12 protein-coding genes are annotated in these 19,511 nt (G+C 54.0%); 8 read left to right on the top strand and 4 right to left on the bottom strand.

Annotated elements, in window-relative coordinates; genetic code table 11:
• The first annotated feature begins 4 nt into the window (after nucleotides 1-4).
• The 4 genes from AB7M32_RS13635 to AB7M32_RS13620 all read left to right on the top strand — a co-directional run bounded on the left by AB7M32_RS13635 (nucleotide 5) and on the right by AB7M32_RS13620 (nucleotide 6,655).
• Complete coding sequence (locus tag AB7M32_RS13635) at nucleotides 5-2,326, top strand: hypothetical protein (RefSeq protein WP_454250197.1); 2,322 nt, start codon at nucleotides 5-7, stop codon at nucleotides 2,324-2,326.
• On the top strand, nucleotides 2,304-4,493 hold the full coding sequence (locus tag AB7M32_RS13630) for an integrase (RefSeq protein WP_454250196.1): 2,190 nt from the start codon (nucleotides 2,304-2,306) through the stop codon (nucleotides 4,491-4,493). Before AB7M32_RS13635 ends, AB7M32_RS13630 begins: the two co-directional genes overlap by 23 nt.
• Nucleotides 4,494-4,641: 148 nt before the next feature.
• Nucleotides 4,642-5,256: a hypothetical protein gene (locus tag AB7M32_RS13625; protein WP_454250195.1), complete on the top strand. Its 615-nt coding sequence runs from the start codon at nucleotides 4,642-4,644 to the stop codon at nucleotides 5,254-5,256.
• The gene (locus AB7M32_RS13620) at nucleotides 5,237-6,655 is read left to right on the top strand and encodes a tyrosine-type recombinase/integrase (protein WP_454250194.1); all 1,419 of its coding nucleotides are present in this window, start codon (nucleotides 5,237-5,239) and stop codon (nucleotides 6,653-6,655) included. Before AB7M32_RS13625 ends, AB7M32_RS13620 begins: the two co-directional genes overlap by 20 nt.
• 205 nt (nucleotides 6,656-6,860) lie before the next feature.
• Here AB7M32_RS13620 and AB7M32_RS13615 read toward each other — a convergent pair whose 3' ends face one another.
• On the bottom strand, nucleotides 6,861-9,083 hold the full coding sequence (locus AB7M32_RS13615; RefSeq protein ID WP_454250193.1) for a hypothetical protein: 2,223 nt from the start codon (nucleotides 9,081-9,083) through the stop codon (nucleotides 6,861-6,863).
• 1 nt (nucleotide 9,084) lies between these two features.
• Nucleotides 9,085-10,242 (bottom strand): ATP-binding protein, encoded by a 1,158-nt coding sequence (locus tag AB7M32_RS13610; RefSeq protein WP_317146860.1) that lies wholly within the window; start codon nucleotides 10,240-10,242, stop codon nucleotides 9,085-9,087.
• Between the two features lie 234 nt (nucleotides 10,243-10,476).
• Between AB7M32_RS13610 and AB7M32_RS13605 the strand changes: the two genes are divergently transcribed.
• On the top strand, nucleotides 10,477-11,025 hold the full coding sequence (locus tag AB7M32_RS13605; RefSeq protein WP_454250192.1) for a hypothetical protein: 549 nt from the start codon (nucleotides 10,477-10,479) through the stop codon (nucleotides 11,023-11,025).
• Nucleotides 11,026-11,222: 197 nt separating this feature from the next.
• Here the strand turns inward: AB7M32_RS13605 and AB7M32_RS13600 are convergent, their stop codons facing one another.
• Entirely contained in the window at nucleotides 11,223-13,979 is a 2,757-nt protein-coding gene (locus tag AB7M32_RS13600) for a UvrD-helicase domain-containing protein (protein ID WP_454250191.1), read from the bottom strand.
• Nucleotides 13,980-14,449: 470 nt separating this feature from the next.
• Here AB7M32_RS13600 and AB7M32_RS13595 point away from each other — a divergent pair, with 470 nt between their 5' ends.
• Genes AB7M32_RS13595 through AB7M32_RS13585 form a run of 3 tightly spaced genes read left to right on the top strand, consistent with a single transcriptional unit; the run spans nucleotide 14,450 to nucleotide 18,003 of the window.
• Nucleotides 14,450-15,379: a hypothetical protein gene (locus tag AB7M32_RS13595; protein WP_454250190.1), complete on the top strand. Its 930-nt coding sequence runs from the start codon at nucleotides 14,450-14,452 to the stop codon at nucleotides 15,377-15,379.
• Nucleotides 15,380-15,421: 42 nt separating this feature from the next.
• On the top strand, nucleotides 15,422-16,987 hold the full coding sequence (locus AB7M32_RS13590) for an ATP-dependent nuclease (protein ID WP_454250189.1): 1,566 nt from the start codon (nucleotides 15,422-15,424) through the stop codon (nucleotides 16,985-16,987).
• Nucleotides 16,972-18,003, top strand: a complete 1,032-nt coding sequence (locus AB7M32_RS13585; RefSeq protein ID WP_454250188.1) for a DNA helicase UvrD — start codon at nucleotides 16,972-16,974, stop codon at nucleotides 18,001-18,003. The genes AB7M32_RS13590 and AB7M32_RS13585 overlap by 16 nt, the downstream gene beginning before the upstream one ends.
• Before the next feature lie 5 nt (nucleotides 18,004-18,008).
• On the opposite strand, the gene AB7M32_RS13580 is transcribed toward AB7M32_RS13585, so the two are convergent.
• A complete protein-coding gene (locus AB7M32_RS13580) occupies nucleotides 18,009-18,968 on the bottom strand; it encodes a hypothetical protein (RefSeq protein ID WP_454250187.1) in 960 nt (319 codons plus the stop codon).
• Nucleotides 18,969-19,511: the final 543 nt, after the last annotated feature.

The raw sequence follows: 19,511 nt of genomic DNA, 5'->3' as shown, positions 1-19,511 counted from the left end.
AAAAATGACAATTATCAAAAACCTACTCGGCATCCGCCATCACCCTTTCAACGCCATCGATGCCGCAGTAGTCGAGGTAATCCTCGAAGGCCAGGAAATGGTACGCAGCACGGTGAAGAACCCCAAGAAGAGCTACACGATCTCCCTCGATCTGACCTTGCTGGAAGGCTACTGCGACCTGACTGACCAGCGGATTACGATGGAGACACTACGAAGCCCAGCGATCGAGACAATCATGCAGGGCTTCACGAAAGCTGTTGCGGGGAAGGAGCTGATCGAACTGTCAATAAAAGCTGGGCGCAAGCCCTGCCGGAAGATCTACTACGCACTGAATGCTGCGAGAAAGAAGTACCCTGACTTTCATCCTGTCGAGTGGGACTTCGCTCAATACCATCCAGATCCTGCAATCTGTCATGCGATCGCATCAGCCAGTGGTGATAAACGTTGGTACTGGGAGGGCTGGTACCTTAAAGGTAAACTAGACGGTAGGGACAATGTATACCCGCGCCTGGCTCAGCTAGTGATTCCATACGGCCACGAATTCATTAAATCGGTTGATGCCGAGCTCCAGAATCATTATCTCGATCGCACCAACTCATTCAGCGTAGAATGGAATCATATGTTTGACTACTTGAGCAAACATCATTCTAGCTGGCCACTGCATAAACTCCAGAATGAATCAGGCGTAAGAAGTTTTATGGCTGCGTTCACTCGCGCTTATTTTACCGCAGCAAAAAAGGCAAATAAAGACGGCAAGACTCAAATCAAAAACTGGGGAAAATTCCTAAATTCGGTTGAAGCATGTCTCTGCAAGACTAATATTTGGTGTAATTTGACAGCACCAATCAAACGTCCGCCACCGCTAAAAAAACATCCGTCAGAGACTAAAACCAAGCAACACGACAATGGAATGATCGTTCAGGAAAAACTTCTTACCGACATTCCGCTGCATGTTACTGATGCGGAAGCTGTAGAGATTTTGTTTTTCCATATCAAACGAGACGTAGCCACAGTCCGTGGGTGGGCAGCTGCGCAATATGAAGATCTGAAAGCCCGGTATACACGTCGAATCTCGCTTGCTCGGGAAGGCCAGCCTATTTTGCGGCCACACGCTGATAACGCCTATAAAAATTATAGCCTAGCCGATATCTGCACCACACTGGAAGACACTGCCTCCACGGTGCGCCAAGAATACCTTTGCAAAATTTACAACTACCAAACCGGGGAAAAGTTCGGCGCAATAAAGCTCGCCCATACTTTCGGTTTCCCCACCGCTCACAGCCTCCTCCCATTACAGTGCTTGCTTGTGCTTGAGCACCCGGAAATCACAACCGAATTCCTGAAGAGCTTTGAGCTTTATAATGATCAAGGCAAACTAACTGGTTTCGATAAGGAAAACCGCTTACTGATTGGCTATAAAGATCGGAAGCAACCTGAAGTTCGAGAGCAAATCATTGAGCTGAATGACTACTCGTATACCATCGTGACGGATATCATTAACTTCACCGCCCTGCCTCGTCGCGGCCTCCGCGCAGATAATGACGACGCGTGGAGGTACCTGTTCCTGACAACTGGAAGAGCCTTCAAACCCTTTAAGATTGCGGGCATTCCAGGCTGGAATGAAACCGAGCTCGAAGGTGTTAGCGGGCTCCGTGAGCGGTTGATCAAGGAATTTAGTCCTCACAGCGACCTACCAGAGGGGGAGTTGGTCGAATTCATCAAGAGGATTCGCCTCACAAGTATCAGGGCGTCGCGAGCTGTGGAGGTGTTCCTTCAGACAAAGAGCACCGATAAAATGTCCAAAGCTCTGGGGCATGAGCGCTACTATCCGGACTTGCTGAGCCACTATCTTCCTGATGCCCTGCTCGCGTTTATCAAGGCGCGCTGGATCAGGGTCTTCCAGAAAGCGCTCGTATGCGAGGCGATGAAGGATAGCCCTTACTTATTCCGTGTTACTCAGTTCGCGACCATGGACGAGCTCGACACCTTCCTGGAAAACCATCGAATCAAAGAAATCCCCTCCCAGGCCGCAGATCCCGAGCGTAAAGCACAGGTTGAACAGGTAGAGAAGAGCGAGGCCATACTCTCGGTTGGGGTTCCGTTTCTCGCATCGCTGCTCTCCCTGGAGGCCGCCGTTTCGGCGTCCCTTGATCGCGCCCGCGTGTGTGGTAAGGCCGAGTACTGGGCGTCCCTAGCAGACAAGATCAAAACTGAAATTCTCGGTGGCCGCAGAGGTGAACTCAAGAAATACCTGGAAGCAGCAATGAAGCTCGTTGACCCAAGAAAGATGGAGGCTTTGATCTATGTCCCTGCGCATTGGTCGTAAGACCTCTAACCAAGCTCAAATCTCTAAAGACCGGCAAATCTCCACAGACCATCAGCCGCCCAACCAGCATCCCAGTGCAGCAATCATGCTGCAAAGGACGGGGTACGAATTTCTGGACGATATGGATCATGAAGACGATCCGGAAGGGACTGTTGCCCCTCATACCACCGCGCCCTGGCTGCACAGCGATTTCGATGAGCCTGTATGGAAGATTCAGGCCGCTTCTGAAAAGGCGATGGAGCTCGATTGGTCAGTCGTGCTGTGGAACGACAGTGTACTGACCGATCCTGAGAATGATGTGCTGTTACGGTCACTCAAGCATCTGTTGATTATCGGCGCCAACGGTGTCAACCAGGAGTTCTCCTCGTTGGCCCCGCAGAGTATGACGGTGAAGATCTCGTACACCCTGAAGCTGATCGACTACCTGTTGATCAACGCGAAGGATCTAGGTTTAGTGGATTTCGGCTTGGGCGACCTTGATCGCGATAGCCTCAAGGGCATCCTGAACAACCTGTCCAAGTCTCCGTGGTCTGAGGAGTCCATCTACGCATGGCGCGAGCGCGCATCGGCGTTTTGCGTGGCTGAACTCAGCAAGCTCACCAAGTCGGTGGAGCATGCAATGTATGCGAAATATCCGAGCATGCTGGTGGTGAGCGACGACAGTGCGGAAGACATGCGAATCGATGTTGCTGCGTCTGACATTCCACGCCTGCGTGCGGCGCTCATGCACGAGGGCATGTATTACGGCAACTCCAATCAAGGATACAGGGCCAGCTCAAAAGCGATTTCGGATCGTATCTATACGGGTACGCTTCGAGGCCGCCAGACTCCGAAATCTGCCCTGGAGGTATTGGCGTTTTATCCCCACGAACAAGCGTATAAGCGTGAATTTCCGGGCGTTCGTGTGACGACCGGGGAGGCTGTAACGCTTAGCACCACCACTTATAACAACTACCGCTACACCTTAGTTGGCAGTGCCGTCCTCAGTACGTTGGGCCTGCCCTCTCCGACCGATATCGATCAAATCGCCGATTACGTGCCACAGCTGAGTACTCCCGCACGCTTCAGAAGTGTTCCCTCAGCAAACTTGCTGAAGCTTTTCCGCAAGAGCATGGAATTTCACGTGGAGCACGGCAGGAAGATCCTGAACGGCTTCATTCGCGTGGCGGCTCACTGTCAGCGAGAGAACAAGCCCATGTCGCATTTAACTGATGCGGAGCTACAGCAGATCATCGGCCCGGAGCTCGTTGACCTAGGCGTGAGGCGTCTGGGCCTTTCGAGCAATCGTGTTTCCAAGCCAAGTCTGATACGCAAATCCAGCCGAGATAAGTACTTCCATAGCTTGCGGGCGAATCGAGGATTGCTAGAGCTGGTATACGTATACCTAGGCAGTGTTCAGCTGACTATAGGGACAATCATGGCTCGGCGTGTCGACGAACTGCTGACACTGGATGCCTCGAAGTGCCTTGACGCGAGCAAATCCTGGCTCATGTTCAACCTTGCTAAATCGTCACGTCGTGCCCTGGGCATCCGGCAACGGGAGTCACGGCCCATCGAAGCCATTGCGGTGGAGATGATCGAAGAGCTGCGTCGCTTCCAAAGGCTTCTCAAGCGCTTTGGCGTTATCGATGACATGACTGATCTGTTCGCTACCCCTTCCTCGATGGGATTCTCGGGTCTGCAGGACTGCACGATTTACCTTTACAACCGCCACCTTGATTTTGCTTGCGATTACTTCGAAAGCGACCTCAACGCCGAGGGGCAACGCTACTACGTGCGCCAGCATCAACTGCGACGCTTTTTCGCGATCATGTTTTTCTACACGAACAGCTTCGGCGAGCTGGATACGCTGCGTTGGATGCTAGGCCACCGAGACATCGAGCATGTCTGGCACTATTTGACCGAATGCTTGGAGCCCGGCGACATACGGGCAGCGGGCGCACGTTATTTCACGGATTTGGCGAAAAACGACCGCCTTGAAAACTACCAAACGCTGCAGGAACTGCTGGCTGCCGAGTTTGGCACAACGTCGTTCAAGCTCGTGGATGAAAAGAGGATTGAGGACTATCTACAGGCCATGCTCGAAGAGGGAAAAGCCCGAATCGAGCCTCACTTCTTCAACGACGAGAGCGGCCAGGCCATGAAGGTTCTTTTCATCGTCAGCTAAGTGGAGGGTCAACAGTTGGGCGGAACAGTTATCGAGACAATCAGTAATCCGCCCCACTGTTGACATGACCAGCCAGCCAGGGACAAGACTGGTGAGATAAGCAGATTACGGCACCGCTGTACCTAGTAGATGTGTCGGAGAGAAAGAAATGACTACATTGAGCAAACGCGAGCTAATCGACCGATCCATCGAAGGTATTTTTGCCCTTCTTTACGAAATAGCCCGCACGCCCGCCAGCTACGTTGGCAACGAGCAAATTCTTGAAGCGCTCAAAAGCCAGGGCAACCTGTGCACCCTGGACATGGAGTCGGAGATTCAGGGTAAGCCGTTGCGTATTCAGCCTATCAGTTTGAATACCCTCAAAAAGAGGCTTTCCGACAATGGGCCTGATCGGGATTTCGCACTCTTGGACAAGCTGAGGGTGCATGCTCAACAGGCTATCCTCGGGGTCAATGATAAACAGGCAGAACCAAAGAAGCGATCACTCAAGGGCTTGGAGGATCAAATTGCTGATCTCGAAGCGTCTGTCGCTTCTCTTCACGCTGTCAATATGGTGTTGGTACAGGCGTTGGAGGTTAATCGCAGAGACCTGATTAGTCTCTTAAGTATGACCAACGTGGGCCTGCGCCAGTCTAAAACTCAGAAAGCCATCGATCGAATAATAAAGATTTTGAGCATTAATCCTGCCCCATTCGACGATGTGACAATTCTATCCATGCAGAAGCATTTGCAGGTGGTGCCCAATGGCAAAACGAATCGTTAACTACCCGGAATCGTCTCAGCTGTTCACGCCCATCCCTGAGCTGAGGCTTTATGACTATATGTCGAATGACACGCTACAGACCGTGAACGGCAACATGATTTCGTTCATGTCCTGGCCCGACGGTTCGCCTTGCCTACAAGCCAATGCCTATATGATCCAGTTACGCATGCAGTCTGGCCGTGGGGGGCATGGCCCTTCGAGGTCAGGAACCAAAGGAGGCACGTTTGGACAGTACGCTGGCCAGTTGAGTCATTTAATCAGATTCTGCTACTACAATCGCTTGAATTTCATCGCGCTATCTGACGACGATTTTTGCCATTTCATATACGGCCTTCGCAAGGAAACTTGGAAAAACAATCCCGCCAAGCGCAAGCGGAATGAGCGAACCATCACAGATATTGGACGTAGATGTTTGAGCTTTCTTGCCCACGTAGGAGAAATGCACGGTATTCACAATTTTGTGGGCGTCGGAGGAACCATTTCGGTTGAAATGGTGGACTCGACAAGTTATCGGAATGGTAAAAGTTATAAACACTCAAGCGTTCACCATAGGTCATTCAGGACGCCGGGTGCGAGAAAGAGTCGTAGCCCTATCGGTGAAGCCACGGTCGAAAAGCTCAGGAACACTATTGACGAGATGTCCACATCAGAATTTCTCTGCCGCCGCCGGCATGTGATGATCTCATTGTTTGAAGAGATGGGCGCCCGTCGGGCCGAAGTCCAGCCGATTACAGTGTCTCAGGTGATTGCAGCCAGCAAGGCCAAGATGCCGGTGGTTCATGTCCAGACCCTGAAGAAGGGAGGAACAGGTGTCACACGGGAGCTTGAGCTCAGCCCGCTATTGATCGACGAGCTGATGGACTACATCCGTATTGACCGGCGCTCGATCATGAAACGCTTCAAAGGAATCCCGGATCACGACTTCCTGTTTGTCACTGAGCGAGGTGGTCGGCCTCTTGGGATCGACACCATCACGACGGAGTTCTCGAATATTCGCCGTGCAGCGGGTATTGAGGAGCAGGCATGCGCGCACCTATTCAGACACGCCTATTGTACGCACATCGTCGCCCAGCTAATTGCCGAGACCGAGGCGCTCAGCCCCAATTCGTTTAGGCAAACGCTAATGACCAACAAGATGTTGGCAGAACGCGCCATGGCCAAAACCGGACACGCGACATTGGAAAGCTTGCTGGATTACGTTGACGCAGCCTTCAGAAAAAAATCCAAATACGAGCAGATCATTCGAAATGTCGATATGGCAAGGGCATACGAGAGCTTCGAAAAGCGTAGGAAACGGCTTTTGGAGGACTTCAAGAAAGGGAAGCTCACCAAAGAAGACTACATTGAGCGTGAGGAGGCTTTGTCGAGCGCTATGGATCGCGCACTGGAGGCTGCATGACCGACCGCTAACCTGGGGCACAATGCCATGACCAATCCCGACCGGCTTTCAGGTGGACTTTTCATCTGGTGCAATCGCGGATCCACCTGCGTGTGAGCGCATGTGCTTCTTAAGCGGATGCTCAACACACCTTATGAAATCCATTGTTAAGGGCAATGGTGTCCGCCCATTTTTAGCGGACGCGATCACACTTACCTCAAGTTGATCACAACGGCGGTTCATAATTTGGATCGAGCAAATAAGGGATTTCTGGAAGGTGCGGCGAGAGCGTTTCGATCAAGCTAGCGCGCAGTCGGCTATCAATGTCTTTATGCAGGCGGATCTTTCCGATCGCCAGCGCGATCACGAACTCCAAGGCGGCTTCTCCCCGCTCTTGGCCATACCCTGCGGCGACACGCTTGATGATATCGCTCATCGACAAGCTGTGGGTTTCCTGAGCCCGGTAATCGAGCTCGGCAGGTAGCGCGGCACGCAAGAACGCAGCCTGGATAACACCATCGTCGAACCGGGAGAACACGTCGGGCGAGAGGAGCACTTGCTGAAGCTCCCCGGACTCCAGTCGCTTGGCGTTCTGCACTTTATCGCTATGCCGGGCATTCTGCAGAATCCACAGGATGGTGAGGTAGATGTCAGTCGACGTCGCGATCCTCACATCTTGCGTACCGTCGACAAATGCGAAACCTCGGCTCAGGGTCATCGGTTCACTGGTGTTGCTACTGGGCCAGAAAGGGTGCTGCCCGAGCCCACCTGTGCCTGCGTTATCAAACACCTCCATGCGCTGCGTTATTGGCGCTGAGAATGTGTCGACGACTGAGTGCAAAGAGTCGAGCAGGCGCTGCTCTTCGGCCCAGTGGTTCGTGCAGGCCAGCTCCGCCGCAGGGATTTCCATGAAGGTCTTGAAAACGTACCTACTGTGATCCTTGGCGGGCTGGGTCAGGTTGCTCTGCAGATCCTTCATCAGCGCAAAGCTGCGCCCGAAAAGTGCCCCAGTGATGTACAACCGGGTGCCGGACTGCTGCGCGGTGCGCAGGCGACGGCTTACGCTCTGTAGGCGCGACCCACGCTCAGCAGCAGCTGCAATGATAATGACAGACCCGTCAAAATCCACACTGGCATCAAATTTATCAAATGACACCTTGCTCTCGACCGTCACGCCACAGGACGCAAGGTACGCGATTGCCCGGTCGGCCAAAGCCTCGCTGGCCCTGTCGTCATCGTGAATGATCCACCGGGTCGATGCGACCGCTTCCTCCAATAACACCCGCTCGAACCATTCCACGAAGTCCTCGGCAGCGACCAGATTGTCTTTATCGATGCACACCGTCCGAGGCCTGAGCCCTGGCCGATCATGGGCGTAGCAGCTGAAAAGGTTCGCCCCCATGAAGGAGTGAAACAGTTTTTGCAGCAAGGCCGGCGCATGATCGGTTCCGATGTTCAGCGCCTTAGTTTCGCTGTGCTCTGCAACGAATCGCTCACCATGGATCCGAATCAGACGGATACCGCCCGCTTCACCCTCCCCCAGTATTTCGAAGTCGTCTGGCTGCTTGAGTGTGTACAGGACAGAACAGGAATCCGATGACCGCTCGAAGGAGAGGATGGTCGCCACACGCTCTGGAGGAGCGCTGTTCACTTTTACCCACTGTTGCGCGAGGCCGCACTGGGTTGAGGCAGAGATGAGGCACAAGGCGGAAACCGCCTTGGGCAAAGGCCCGTCTTTGATCAGTCCCTCGTGCGAGTGGAATGAACGGACGTTGGCGAAGCCTGGCAGCCCGAATTTCATGAGGTACATTTGCATGCACATCGCCAGGGGCAGCAAGGCAATCGTGTCCAGGTAGAGGGTATCAGGGCAAGACGCGCCCTCGTCCGTGGCCTTTTCGATCAAGGGCAGGCATGCGAATGCCAGGTAATAAGCGTGCAACGTCTCGGACAGGAGGTCTTCAGCGCGGATGAAATAATTTGAGGCCCGAGAGGAAGGCTTTGAATAGAAGAAACCCGCAGGCGCTTTCTTTAGAACACTGGAGCGCTCGACAAGGTTCGTCAGACCGGCTTTGGCAATGGCCCTGGATTTGTCCTTGATGAGCGTTGCCAAGCCCTCCTCAGGCCCTGAGATGTGGACATACTCTGTTATGACACCCTTTACGTCGTAGAACGCACACGCATAGGTGCGCGGCGACCCCGGGCCTTTGCGGCCTAGCTCCGCCATGAGCGGGGATGTTGTGTCTGCTTGCTGAGTGCGAAATTCGGCCAAGGTGTAGGCCGGCATAAGAAACATCAGGAGGTCGGGCATGACATAGCCGGCGAGCTGGTGCTGGAGCGCGTGCGCTGCTTGCGTCTCGGTCAGGAGATCAGGGCCGGTGAAAAACACCACCGCGTGAACCGGCTTCCCGGCGTGACTCAATTCGACTTCAAAATCCACGAGATCGAACATGTCAATTCACCGGAATGCAGATCGTGAAGACAGTGCCTTCGACAGCAGCCAATACTCGGCCACCAAATCGAGTCGACGGTTCGAATTCCATAACCTCATCTCTTCCATGAAAGGCCTGGTGCAATGAAAGCCGCCCCGTCCGGACACGTACAAAAGCTTTAAGTTTGTTGAGTGCCTGAACAGCGTTGTGCAGGCCCATTCCCGAATTCGGAGACTGTGTCTTGGAAGTGACGTGCTTCTTGAAGCAGTCGAGCGTGGCCTCAAGTTCAGCCTCTAAGCTCAGCCCCTCCAACGATTCGACTGGTCGTTCCTCCTTGACCGTTAGCCATCGCCGGGCCAGGCCAGGCCCGCTATCGATGACCGAGATCTCCAGGAATTCCAGTACCTCAGCTTTGACAAAACGCTTCAGAATGAATCGAGCAAGTTCTGGCTCAACGTCGGAGTAATCCAGCGCATCCTGACGACTCATCCTGTTGAGCTTGATCGAGGTGCCGCGCAGCGCCTTCTTATACTTGTTCCCGTCAACGTCGGTGACAGCATGCTGGTCAGCGTTCGAGATCAGCTCCCAGAGTACGCTGCCCAGTGCAGGGAGGCCTGATCTGAGCAATGCACCTTGGTCACTGCGAGTGGTCATCAGCTTCGACGACGTCTCTACGAGCGTTGAGAACCACGTCCTGGGCTGGACTTTTGGGACGGAGTGATCGAAGTAGAACGGCTTGATGAATTCACGCTTTGCATTGTTCACGCAGAATAGGTTGATGGCAGTTGGGCGGGCGCCTCTCAGGTTCGAAGTGTTGCGCAGATCACCTGCAAACATTGCATCGACCAGGGGTCTGATCGCCATGAGGGCTTCTCGCCGATCAATCAGTTGATGATCCTGGGCGTGCACTTCACTGCACATGATCAAGGCAAAGAATCCGGCGGCGCTGTGAGCCAACTGCGTGATTTGGGCGATCGCTTCATCAGCAGGCGAGTACAGGTGAAGGACGGTCTTATCGTAGGCACGAGCCCAGGTCACGATGAACTGAGCCAGTGCTGCATCAACACCCAGCCCACCGCCGTGGCTCATGCTGCGGGGAAGCCTGAGGTTGGGATCAGTGCCTAGCGACTGATAAAGATCCTCAATCTCGTAGAGGTTGAGCTTTCGGCTGATTTGCATTCACGCCCTCACATTCCATCGATGACAAGGCTGCCCGGGATTTCCAGCTGCCAGCGTCGTGATCTGCCTTAGCCGCCTCAGGCCTCGCATCGGAAAGGGCGCAGGCGGAACATGCGCCAGACTCTACTCGATGCAACAAATTTAGGCGATGATCCGAATAGCTTGCGCGCAACGCGCCGTGTTCGGCCTCGGCAAGCGTGCAGCTTTACCCACGACCCAGCAAGGGAATGAGAAATGACCAGCATCGAAAAGGATTTCGCAGATGTCAGGCGGCTGACTCGAATCGCCCTGCCCGAGAGTGACCGCTATGTATTTCGTCTGGGGGCCGCTGTCTACGGATTCGCTTCGGTCAGCAGTTTTATGGCGGAGGTGATCTGCCATATGGATCCCGAGAAGTCTCGTACCGAGCTCGAAGCCAAAACGGGCGGTCGCCTTGCAGACGCGTTTAAGCAAACGGTGGCAAAGATCGAGCATTTGGAACCGGAAGCCTTCGCCGCCGGACAACAAGCCTATGAGCTGTTCAGGACACTCAACGATGAGCGATCGGACATCATCCACTCCTACCCGATCACCAGCACGGCTGGTAACCAAATTCTGCATCGACGCCAGGATGCGACTGAGCCCAGAGGTCAGGGCCAGACGCTAACCTTCGGCAAACCGGCGAAGCACTTCGAGGTTACCGATGAGTTCATGGATACCTTTTTAGCTCGGCTGCATCAAGTGAACGAACGCCTGTATTTCATCCGTGACATCTTTCGTCCCACCGTACAACCTGTGGCCTGAGGGACGATGACGCGCGCGCTTCAGAGAACGAAGCGGTGCCAACAAGCTCTTCTTCCATCACATCAACCATGACGAGGTTAAACAGGACGAGCATGCAGAGAGCTGCCGCCCAGCCAAAAGTGCTGCCTTGTACAGAGCGTCCAGAGAGACGCTTATGTATGTACCATGGTGATCAAGCCAAGATCCAGCCGCCGGAATCAATACCGACGACGGGTCAACTTTGGCTGTCGGGCTCCCTGCCGTCTCGGCTTCCCAGGCTTGTATTTGCAACGAGGAAAGCCCGAGCAGGATTTGAAATCACCGAACTTACCCGTGCGCTGAAGCACAACCCCATGCTGACAGACGGGGCAACGTTCCTCTTGGATCGGTTCACCCTTCATGTCCGTAACCATGACCACACCGTCCTTCGCCAGCTCGGTCAAGAACGGCGAATTTCTGGCAGTTACGGTGAACATGGCAACCGACCTACGCGCCCGAGTCAACGCAACATAGAAAAGCCGGCGCTCTTCTCCATGCAGATAGGTGTCACCTTCTGGCATCACCAGGCCGAAGACTGGATCATCCCCTTTCAAGCTTGGGAACCCTCCAATCATCATCCCTGGCAGCAATACGTAGTCGGCTTGGTCGCCCTTTGAGGTGTGGATGGTTTTGAATCTGATCTCAAGCTTGTCGCCGTAGCGCTGCTCCCATCCTTGGGGGATGAACTGGGCGTCAGATTTGTAGCGCCCAAGGACGAAGACCGATATCAATCTATCGCTGGCTCCTGGGGTGACGCCGGTCGACAACTGCTGATATAGGTCGTCCAGGTACTGTCGCAAGCCATCCCGAACCTGATCCCTACTAGACAGTTGAAACGCCTGGAATGCGGGGCCGATGGGCTCCGTCACAGAGATCACAGTCTTCTGCAACTGAGCCGGGTTTTTAGCCACGAACTGGCTGGAGGCATCACAGATGGCCTGTGGGCACCTGTAAGTTTTCTCAAGCCGGAACACCTCTCCATGGCCATACCATTCCACGAAGCCAGTCATAACACTTACATCGGCGCCGGCGAACCGGTTGATCGATTGCCAGTCATCACCCACTGCGAATAGGTGACTGTGGGGTTCTTGAACCAACGCCCGGCACAGCCGAGCTCGCGCGCGCGAGGCATCTTGGTACTCGTCAGCCATGACCAAGCGATAAGGCGACGGGTAGCCACGTTCCAGGCAATCAGCGGCCAGGTTAATCATGTCCTCAAAATCGATCCCACGGTCTTCTTTTAGGGCAGCGTCCCAGCCTTCGATCACCGGGATCGCGAGCTCCAGGAACATTTTGTACCGGAACTTGAAGACGCCGATCGGAAGAGCGTCGTACCGTTCGTACAGCATTGCCGCCGTCAGGCTATTGCTCTTGTAGTGCGAGATGAATGATCTGAGCACCTTCACCAAGTCAATATGATCCAGCGGTACCAGGCCGGAGTCCGGGATCGGACGGTCGGGGTCTGGATCTAGCTCCACGCCTCGCGACGTTAGCTCGCGGGATAGATGATTGAAGATTTCACCCGTGCGCAATTGGTGTGAAGTCGACTCGATCAGTTGGGTGCCATAGCTGGCATGGGTCTTCCGCTTCCATTCAGCGCCTTCTGCATAATTCACGAAATGCTCGGGTGCCTGCCCCTCTGCATCGAAAGCAAAATGCTCGTGGTAAAGGTTTAACTGCGGGTAATAGAAGTCAGGCACATACTGACGGTGATCGGCGGTTGCAGTGTCGTGTTCGTAGGGCCGTTCATAGGCGTACTCAACACCATTGTAGAAAAGCCAGTTGGCAATCAAGCGCTCTTCTTGACTCGCGACATGCTCACCATTGAGTGTAATTAGCCGAGCCTCCCCTTCACCGTCGAAGGCCTCCGCTACATCTCTCAGCGGCGTAGCGGAGTGATCCCGCCCAAAGACCAACCGGAAAAGATCCCACTTGGTGCGGAACTCATCTGACCTGTCTTTAAGCGTATCGACAATCACCCCAAGCTTCTCCAGCCCAAGATCCGCCTTGGTAGCCCACTTAGGGACGCTTGGTTTTTTGCCCGTAGCGCCGCCAATGATTTTGAGGCCCAGTGAGTGAAATGTGAGCGCATTGATCGTGACACCGGCCATGCCGAGCCGTGCGAGAGACAGAGCGCCTCTTTCCTGCAGCTCCTGCGCAGCATCCTTGTTGAAGGCCAGCATGATGATCTCGGATGGGGCTACAAAACCGCGATGAACCGCGTAGATAGCCTTGGCAACCATCGTAGACGTCTTGCCGGAGCCGGCGGAGGCAATAAGCTGAACCCGGTTGTCGAAGCAAACAACGGCTTTTGCTTGCTCATCATTGAGCTCTCTGGACTCAACGTTATCCAGAAGATCTGAGCAAGCATCAAGCTCCCGGATCATGTGTAAGTGATTACGAGCTTTCCAATGCTCTATCCAGTCCTGAGACCATAAGCGCAACCGTTCCTGTATTCGCGGCTTGTTATCCCCCATCGCTGCCTGGATCACTGGAGAATCAAACAACGCCTTGAGCTTTGCATCGTCGACCTCTAGGGCATCCCGCTTGGAGAGAAGCTCCTGCTGCATGTCGTGCGTCAGCCAGCGGTGTTCTGCATCCGCTGTAACCGCGACCTGTTCGACCTTTTTCAGCCAAGCCATGATTTTGGCGTAGCAAGCCCGAAAATGCTGCCGGCTCGTTACAGCCCGAAGCTGATGATCAAGGGTGCTGCGCGCTGCGTGAGGCAAACCAACGAGATGAACTTCATGACCAATCCAGACAGTGACATTCGTCCACAGCAGGCGGTGATGAAAGCGCAGCGAGGAGAACGCTTCGAGAGGTATCGAATACATTTGGTCGTCCAGCTTGACGCTCAGCTCGTCATTCTCGATCGTCAGACGCCAAGAAGCAGCTCTTCTGAATAAACGCGATAGAAAAGAAGGTTGCCACTCCATTGTCATCCGCTAACCACACCGCAAAAAAACAGGGAGTTTATCAGAGGCCGAACGTCATCAGGCGCCACCACAACGCTTGAAGCCCATACACATTGAGATCAATTCACGAGGTGATTAGGCGGATGGATGTCAACGACTGGGTGGGGGTCGCAGTGCGAGGCGAGGCAGGTGTTACCACACAAGCAATCAGCCGAACACATGCCCGAACTCAGCCTCGTCTTGATGTCATCAAACCAAGCATTGCGGGGACGGACAGCAGCTCCGAATGAAGAGACCCCATGCTTGCAGGCTAGCCCTCGATCAGTACACTGATGGCCCATAGCCAGACAACTGGACGCCCGGACGCTAGAACTATTCGCAAGATCAGGAGCGCAACCGTATCGGATACCACGCAGTCGCCGGCAGAACGACCATGGCTGCTGGCTCGATATGCGTTGGGATCAGATCCGGCTTTGACATGAGGAGTGATTATGGGCATCAAAATGGATCATGCCTTTGACCAGAATGGCGATAGATGGGAAGCAGACACATACACCAAGGGCACAGGTGCAGAACCTCTTCAATGCAAATGCGGAACGCCAGTCGCTCACAACCCACCGTACACCCGGGAAATGTATGACAAATCTGTTTTCGTCCAGGGCTATTTTCGCCTCTATCCCAAAGGTGCCCATGCCGCGAACTGTCGATTCGGTGTGGACGAGGAAATTAACGAGATCGCCAGCACCTCCGAAGACCTGATCGAGAGCATCCAGCACAATCGTTATCGGATGCGCCTGGTCATGATCAAGAAAGCCCTGGAAAAAGGTGGTCGTAATTTCGAGGATGATGGGGGCACTCGGGCGACAGCGGGTCGGACTTACACCCACAACCCAAATCTTCTTCCTGCGTACATCAATTCCGCCAAGCGAGCCCTGAAGCTCCGCGCGCTCTGTGACAAAGACCATGACATCGAACAGCATCTGGAGCTGGTGTTTGAGGGCAACGTGAAGGTCGCCTGGAATCAGTTCTATTTCGAGCCGGAACGCCACGGGGAGGCGTATTACGCTGTGTCGCACAACGCCATTCAACACCCCGTCGCGATTCAGGGTGCTGTGAGCAGCGTCAGGACTGAAATCAGGGGTGATAAAACCAAAAACGTTATCAACCTGCAGATGAACAAGTTCCGAGCCGATCCGGATGACGCAGAAAATGGCATTGGCCTGGAAGTGAGCATTTGGGCCAGGGATCCAGCATGGCTCAAAGGCATTGAAAAGGACGATGAGGTTGTAGTTCTGGGCATGTGGAGACACTCCACAACCGCACCCGAGAAAGCCCCTAGGGAGGGGCGCTTCAAGACCCTCACTAAACGCAGACTCACGTTGACTTTGGTTCTGAAGGCCCAAGTCTCCAAAATCGACTGATGAACGCTTGCTCCCCTGCCTAAGGTCAAACAGGAAACGCTCATGCCGGCCATCACCAAACTCGTGCTGCACAATTTCAAAAGCTTTGGCGATCTGACTCTTCAGTTTGATGCCGGCACCAACGTATTGATCGGGGACAATGAGACGGGCAAGAGTAGCGTCCTACTGGCCCTTGACCTCGCATTAAGTGCGAGTCGCAGCCGGGTCGAAACCATTGGCTACGAAGCGCTACTGAACCAATCAGCAGTGAGGAAATTCCTGGCAGGCCCTGCCCGCCTCGATTTGCTGCCTGAGGTGATAGTGGACGTTTTTCTTGAAGCGGGTGATGACCAGGGTTTGTACGGACGCCAGAACTCGACGGGGGCAGACAGTGATGGCCTGCGCATGGCCATCGTTCCCTTGGTGGAGGATTTCGGCGGAACCATTCTTGAACTGCTTCGGGATAACAAAGAGAGCTTTCCATACGAATACTACGCGGTGCAGTTCTCCACTTTTTCCGGGGCACCCCACGTCAGTTATCGAAGGCCTGTGAAGCACCTACTCATCGACAGCTCTCGAATCGACACCGAGTACGCCGCGCGGGAGTACACACGTACGGTGTTCGGCTTCCACACCCAGGTGCCAGACCGCCATCGGCTCGAAAACCAATACCGTCAGGGCAAGGAAGGCTTCCAAAGAGACAGTCTCAAGGAGCTGAATGCCAAGCTGGGCGAGTACCAGTTCGCATTGCGAACCAGCGTGCGTTCGAATTTGGAATCTGACCTGGTGATCACCAAGGAAGGGATCCCAATCGAAAACCGTGGCAAGGGCGAGCAGTGTTTCATCAAGACCAATTTTGCGCTGCAGAAACATGATGCCAGAGGTGGTCTACACGCGTTGTTGCTCGAAGAGCCCGAGAACCATCTGAGCCACACGAACATGAAGCGCCTGGTAGAGCGTCTGACCCGCACCCAGGGAACTCAACTCTTCATCGCCACCCACAGTAGCCACATGTGCTCACGACTCGATCTTCGTCGAGCCCTGCTCCTGGGAACCGAACAAAAGGCAGGCCGACTCAAGGATCTGACGGAGTCCACTGCCGAATTCTTCATGAAGGCCCCGGACAACAATGTGCTTGAGTTTTCGTTGTCGAATCGGGTCATTTTGGTCGAGGGGGATGCCGAATTCATCCTTCTGGAACACTTCTACAACAAGCACGCTGGAACCACTCCGCAGTCAGACAACGTCCACATCATCTCGATCGGTGGTACCAGCTTCAAACGCTATCTAGAGCTCGGCAATCTCCTTGGGATCAGAGTCGCAGCAATCCGGGACAACGACCATGACCATCAGCAAAATTGCGTCGAGAACTACAAGGCTTGCCTGTACGACGGTGCCCGGATTTTCGCTGACGGGAACAATGAGCGCTCTACGTTCGAGATCGGCCTTTATCTCGACAACCAAAAAATCTGTGACGATCTATTCGGGGGAGCGCGCAAGACCCTGACGGTTCAGGATTACATGCTTAAAAACAAGGCGGATGTGGCGTTCGAGCTACTTACGAAGAAACCAGAAGAACTTGTCGCACCGGCCTACATCCAGGAGGCGATCAAGTGGATAAGAGCGTGATTTTCGCGGTCGCCGGATCCGGCAAAACCAGCCTGGTGATTGATCGCCTGAGCCTTGACCAGCGCGCCCTGATCGTCACCTATACCGAGAACAACTATCGCCACCTTCGACACCGCATCATCCAAAAATTCGGGACGATTCCGCCCAACATCACCGTCATGACGTACTTCTCCTTTTTGCATGGTTTTTGTTACCGGCCACTGCTGCAATTAGAGCTCAATACTCGGGGCATGAACTTTCGACTGCCAACCAACCCTCGGACGCCGCTCAGCGATATGGCGCGTTTTAGGGATAGCAGTCGAAGGCTCTACTACAACCGCCTGGCTAAATTGCTGGAGATGAGAAAATGCATACCGGCGATACGCGCGCGGGTCGAGCGTTTCTATGACTGTGTCTACGTCGACGAGGTGCAGGATTTCGCCGGCCACGACTTCAACCTACTGCTGGATATCTCGAAAGCAAAGGCCAGTATGACCTTTGTTGGAGACTTCTATCAGCATACTTACGATACCAGTCGGGACGGTTCGGTTAACAAATCGCTGCATGACGACATCACCAAGTACGAGAAACGATTCCGTGAGGCTGGAATCAAGGTGGACAAAACCACTCTGGGGCACAGCTGGCGGTGCTCAACAACCGTCTGCGATTTCATCAATGCGAAGCTGCAGATCACCATCGGCGCGCAGCAGGAGCGGGTCAGTGAGATCATTACGATCGAAAAACCTGAACAAGCCGCAACCCTTTACGCCGATCCAAACGTCGTGAAGCTCTTCTTGAAAGAACACGATAAATACGATTGCCACTCGCTCAACTGGGGAGCGAGCAAAGGCATGGATCACTTCGGGCACGTGTGTGTCGTATTGGGCTCTGACACCTGGAAACGATACCAGAATGGCAACTTACACGAAGCCAATCCACAGACTCGAAACAAACTGTACGTGGCTTGCTCGCGCGCAAATGGAGACCTCTACATCGTTCCCGACAAGCTTTTCAAACCGTTCAAGAAAGCCCGGTAGCCGGCTTAGTCGTCTTTGAGGGCAAGATGGTGGTGGTAGCTACATAGGCCGCCAGAATCTTGGTCATAGACGCCTAGGCTAGTGCTGCACATAGCGCACTCCGTGTAGTCCAGTTCAGCAAAGCAGATTGCACATTGCCCATGCTCCACGAGGAAGGTGTCGTTACCGCACTCGTGGCACGTTTCGCTGCACGCATCCCCACCATCTTTTACGTTCACGTAATTTATGCCAGCTAGCGATTCCGCCAAGGCAGGCACCATGACCGCCTCGTAGCTGCTGGATTCCAGACACACCATGCAGTCGAACTCTAAGCTCTCAGGATCGAGCGTCGGATCGCCGACCCGAACCAGCTGAGAGTCGCACTGGGGACAGCGCACTTCGTCAACAGCATCGGCAAGCTCGGGAAAAACCCAGTCAACTTGCTCCAACGATTTCAAGCACGCTTCGTATTGTCGAGCGTAGACCTGCTCGACCTCTACTAGAGATTGCCAGCATGACCGCCCCAACAGCTTCGCAGGGTCTTCGCCCAAGTGGGGCTGGCAGAACTGGATGATAAGCTGCAACGAATTAGCGATGGCCTCCTGCATCTGGGAGTGCGAGACCAGGCTGTAATAGTGCTCAGTTGAATTCCGGATTTTCTGAAGATTTTCAAGCAGCTTCCACTCAACCCCCGCAATGCCGAGCGATGTAAGCCGATTTTGGATCTCCATGTAGTCAACGGTTTTCTTGCCCTTGCCCTTCCAGATGACGGCCTGGGTCTCAGCGTCAATGACAGGGCTGATATCCGTTTTCAACAAAACTTCATCCGATCCAGATGGGCTGAGTTGCTGCAGCTTACATTTGAACAGCAACAGTAAACCCGCGTAGAGGTTGCGGATCGCCGAGAGAACCCTTCTCGGGTCGTCGCTATGAAAATCCTCCACGCCAAGCTGAATGGATGTGACAGCGTTTTGCATCATGCTCATTCGTAAAGCTCCAACGAACCTACCCACCCTGATTCGACAATCGTCGCTGTGAACTGCTATTCCGAGGATAGATGCATTGATGCCCATGCCCCTGGTATACGCCGTAAAGGCCTCCGCCCTGCGTCAGCCTGGGTTAACAGCTTGCTGGGTTGGCAGATCATCTATTGATTAAGCTACCTCAGCCAGAGGCCTTGGGAGATATCTGGAGGCTAGCATTAGTCCAGTCGAATGTTCGGCTATTTCCATAACGGCCTGCGAGGGGAATGTAAGTGAGCACTAGATCTGCACGCCACGATCTAGCCCACCACAGCAAGGCTCTGGCTCAACAGCTGGTATACGCGTACTACGCCAGCGATGCCTCGTATGATCATCGCTGCTTTGATTGGCGTTCTGGAAGCCGCAGAATCGCGCTCCGGGAAAAGCCGCAACCAAGCCCTCTTCATGCTTCGCACTTCAGGCAGCATCTTTGCGCGCCAGCCATGCGTATCCCACCTCCCACCCAAGACACTTTGTCGCGCGATCTCATTCCGCTATCATTCGGCA

This window comes from Pseudomonas sp. R151218B TE3479, from assembly GCF_053629195.1.
Note: the sequence above shows the minus strand (reverse complement) of the source record. Positions and strands in the feature narration are given on the sequence as shown.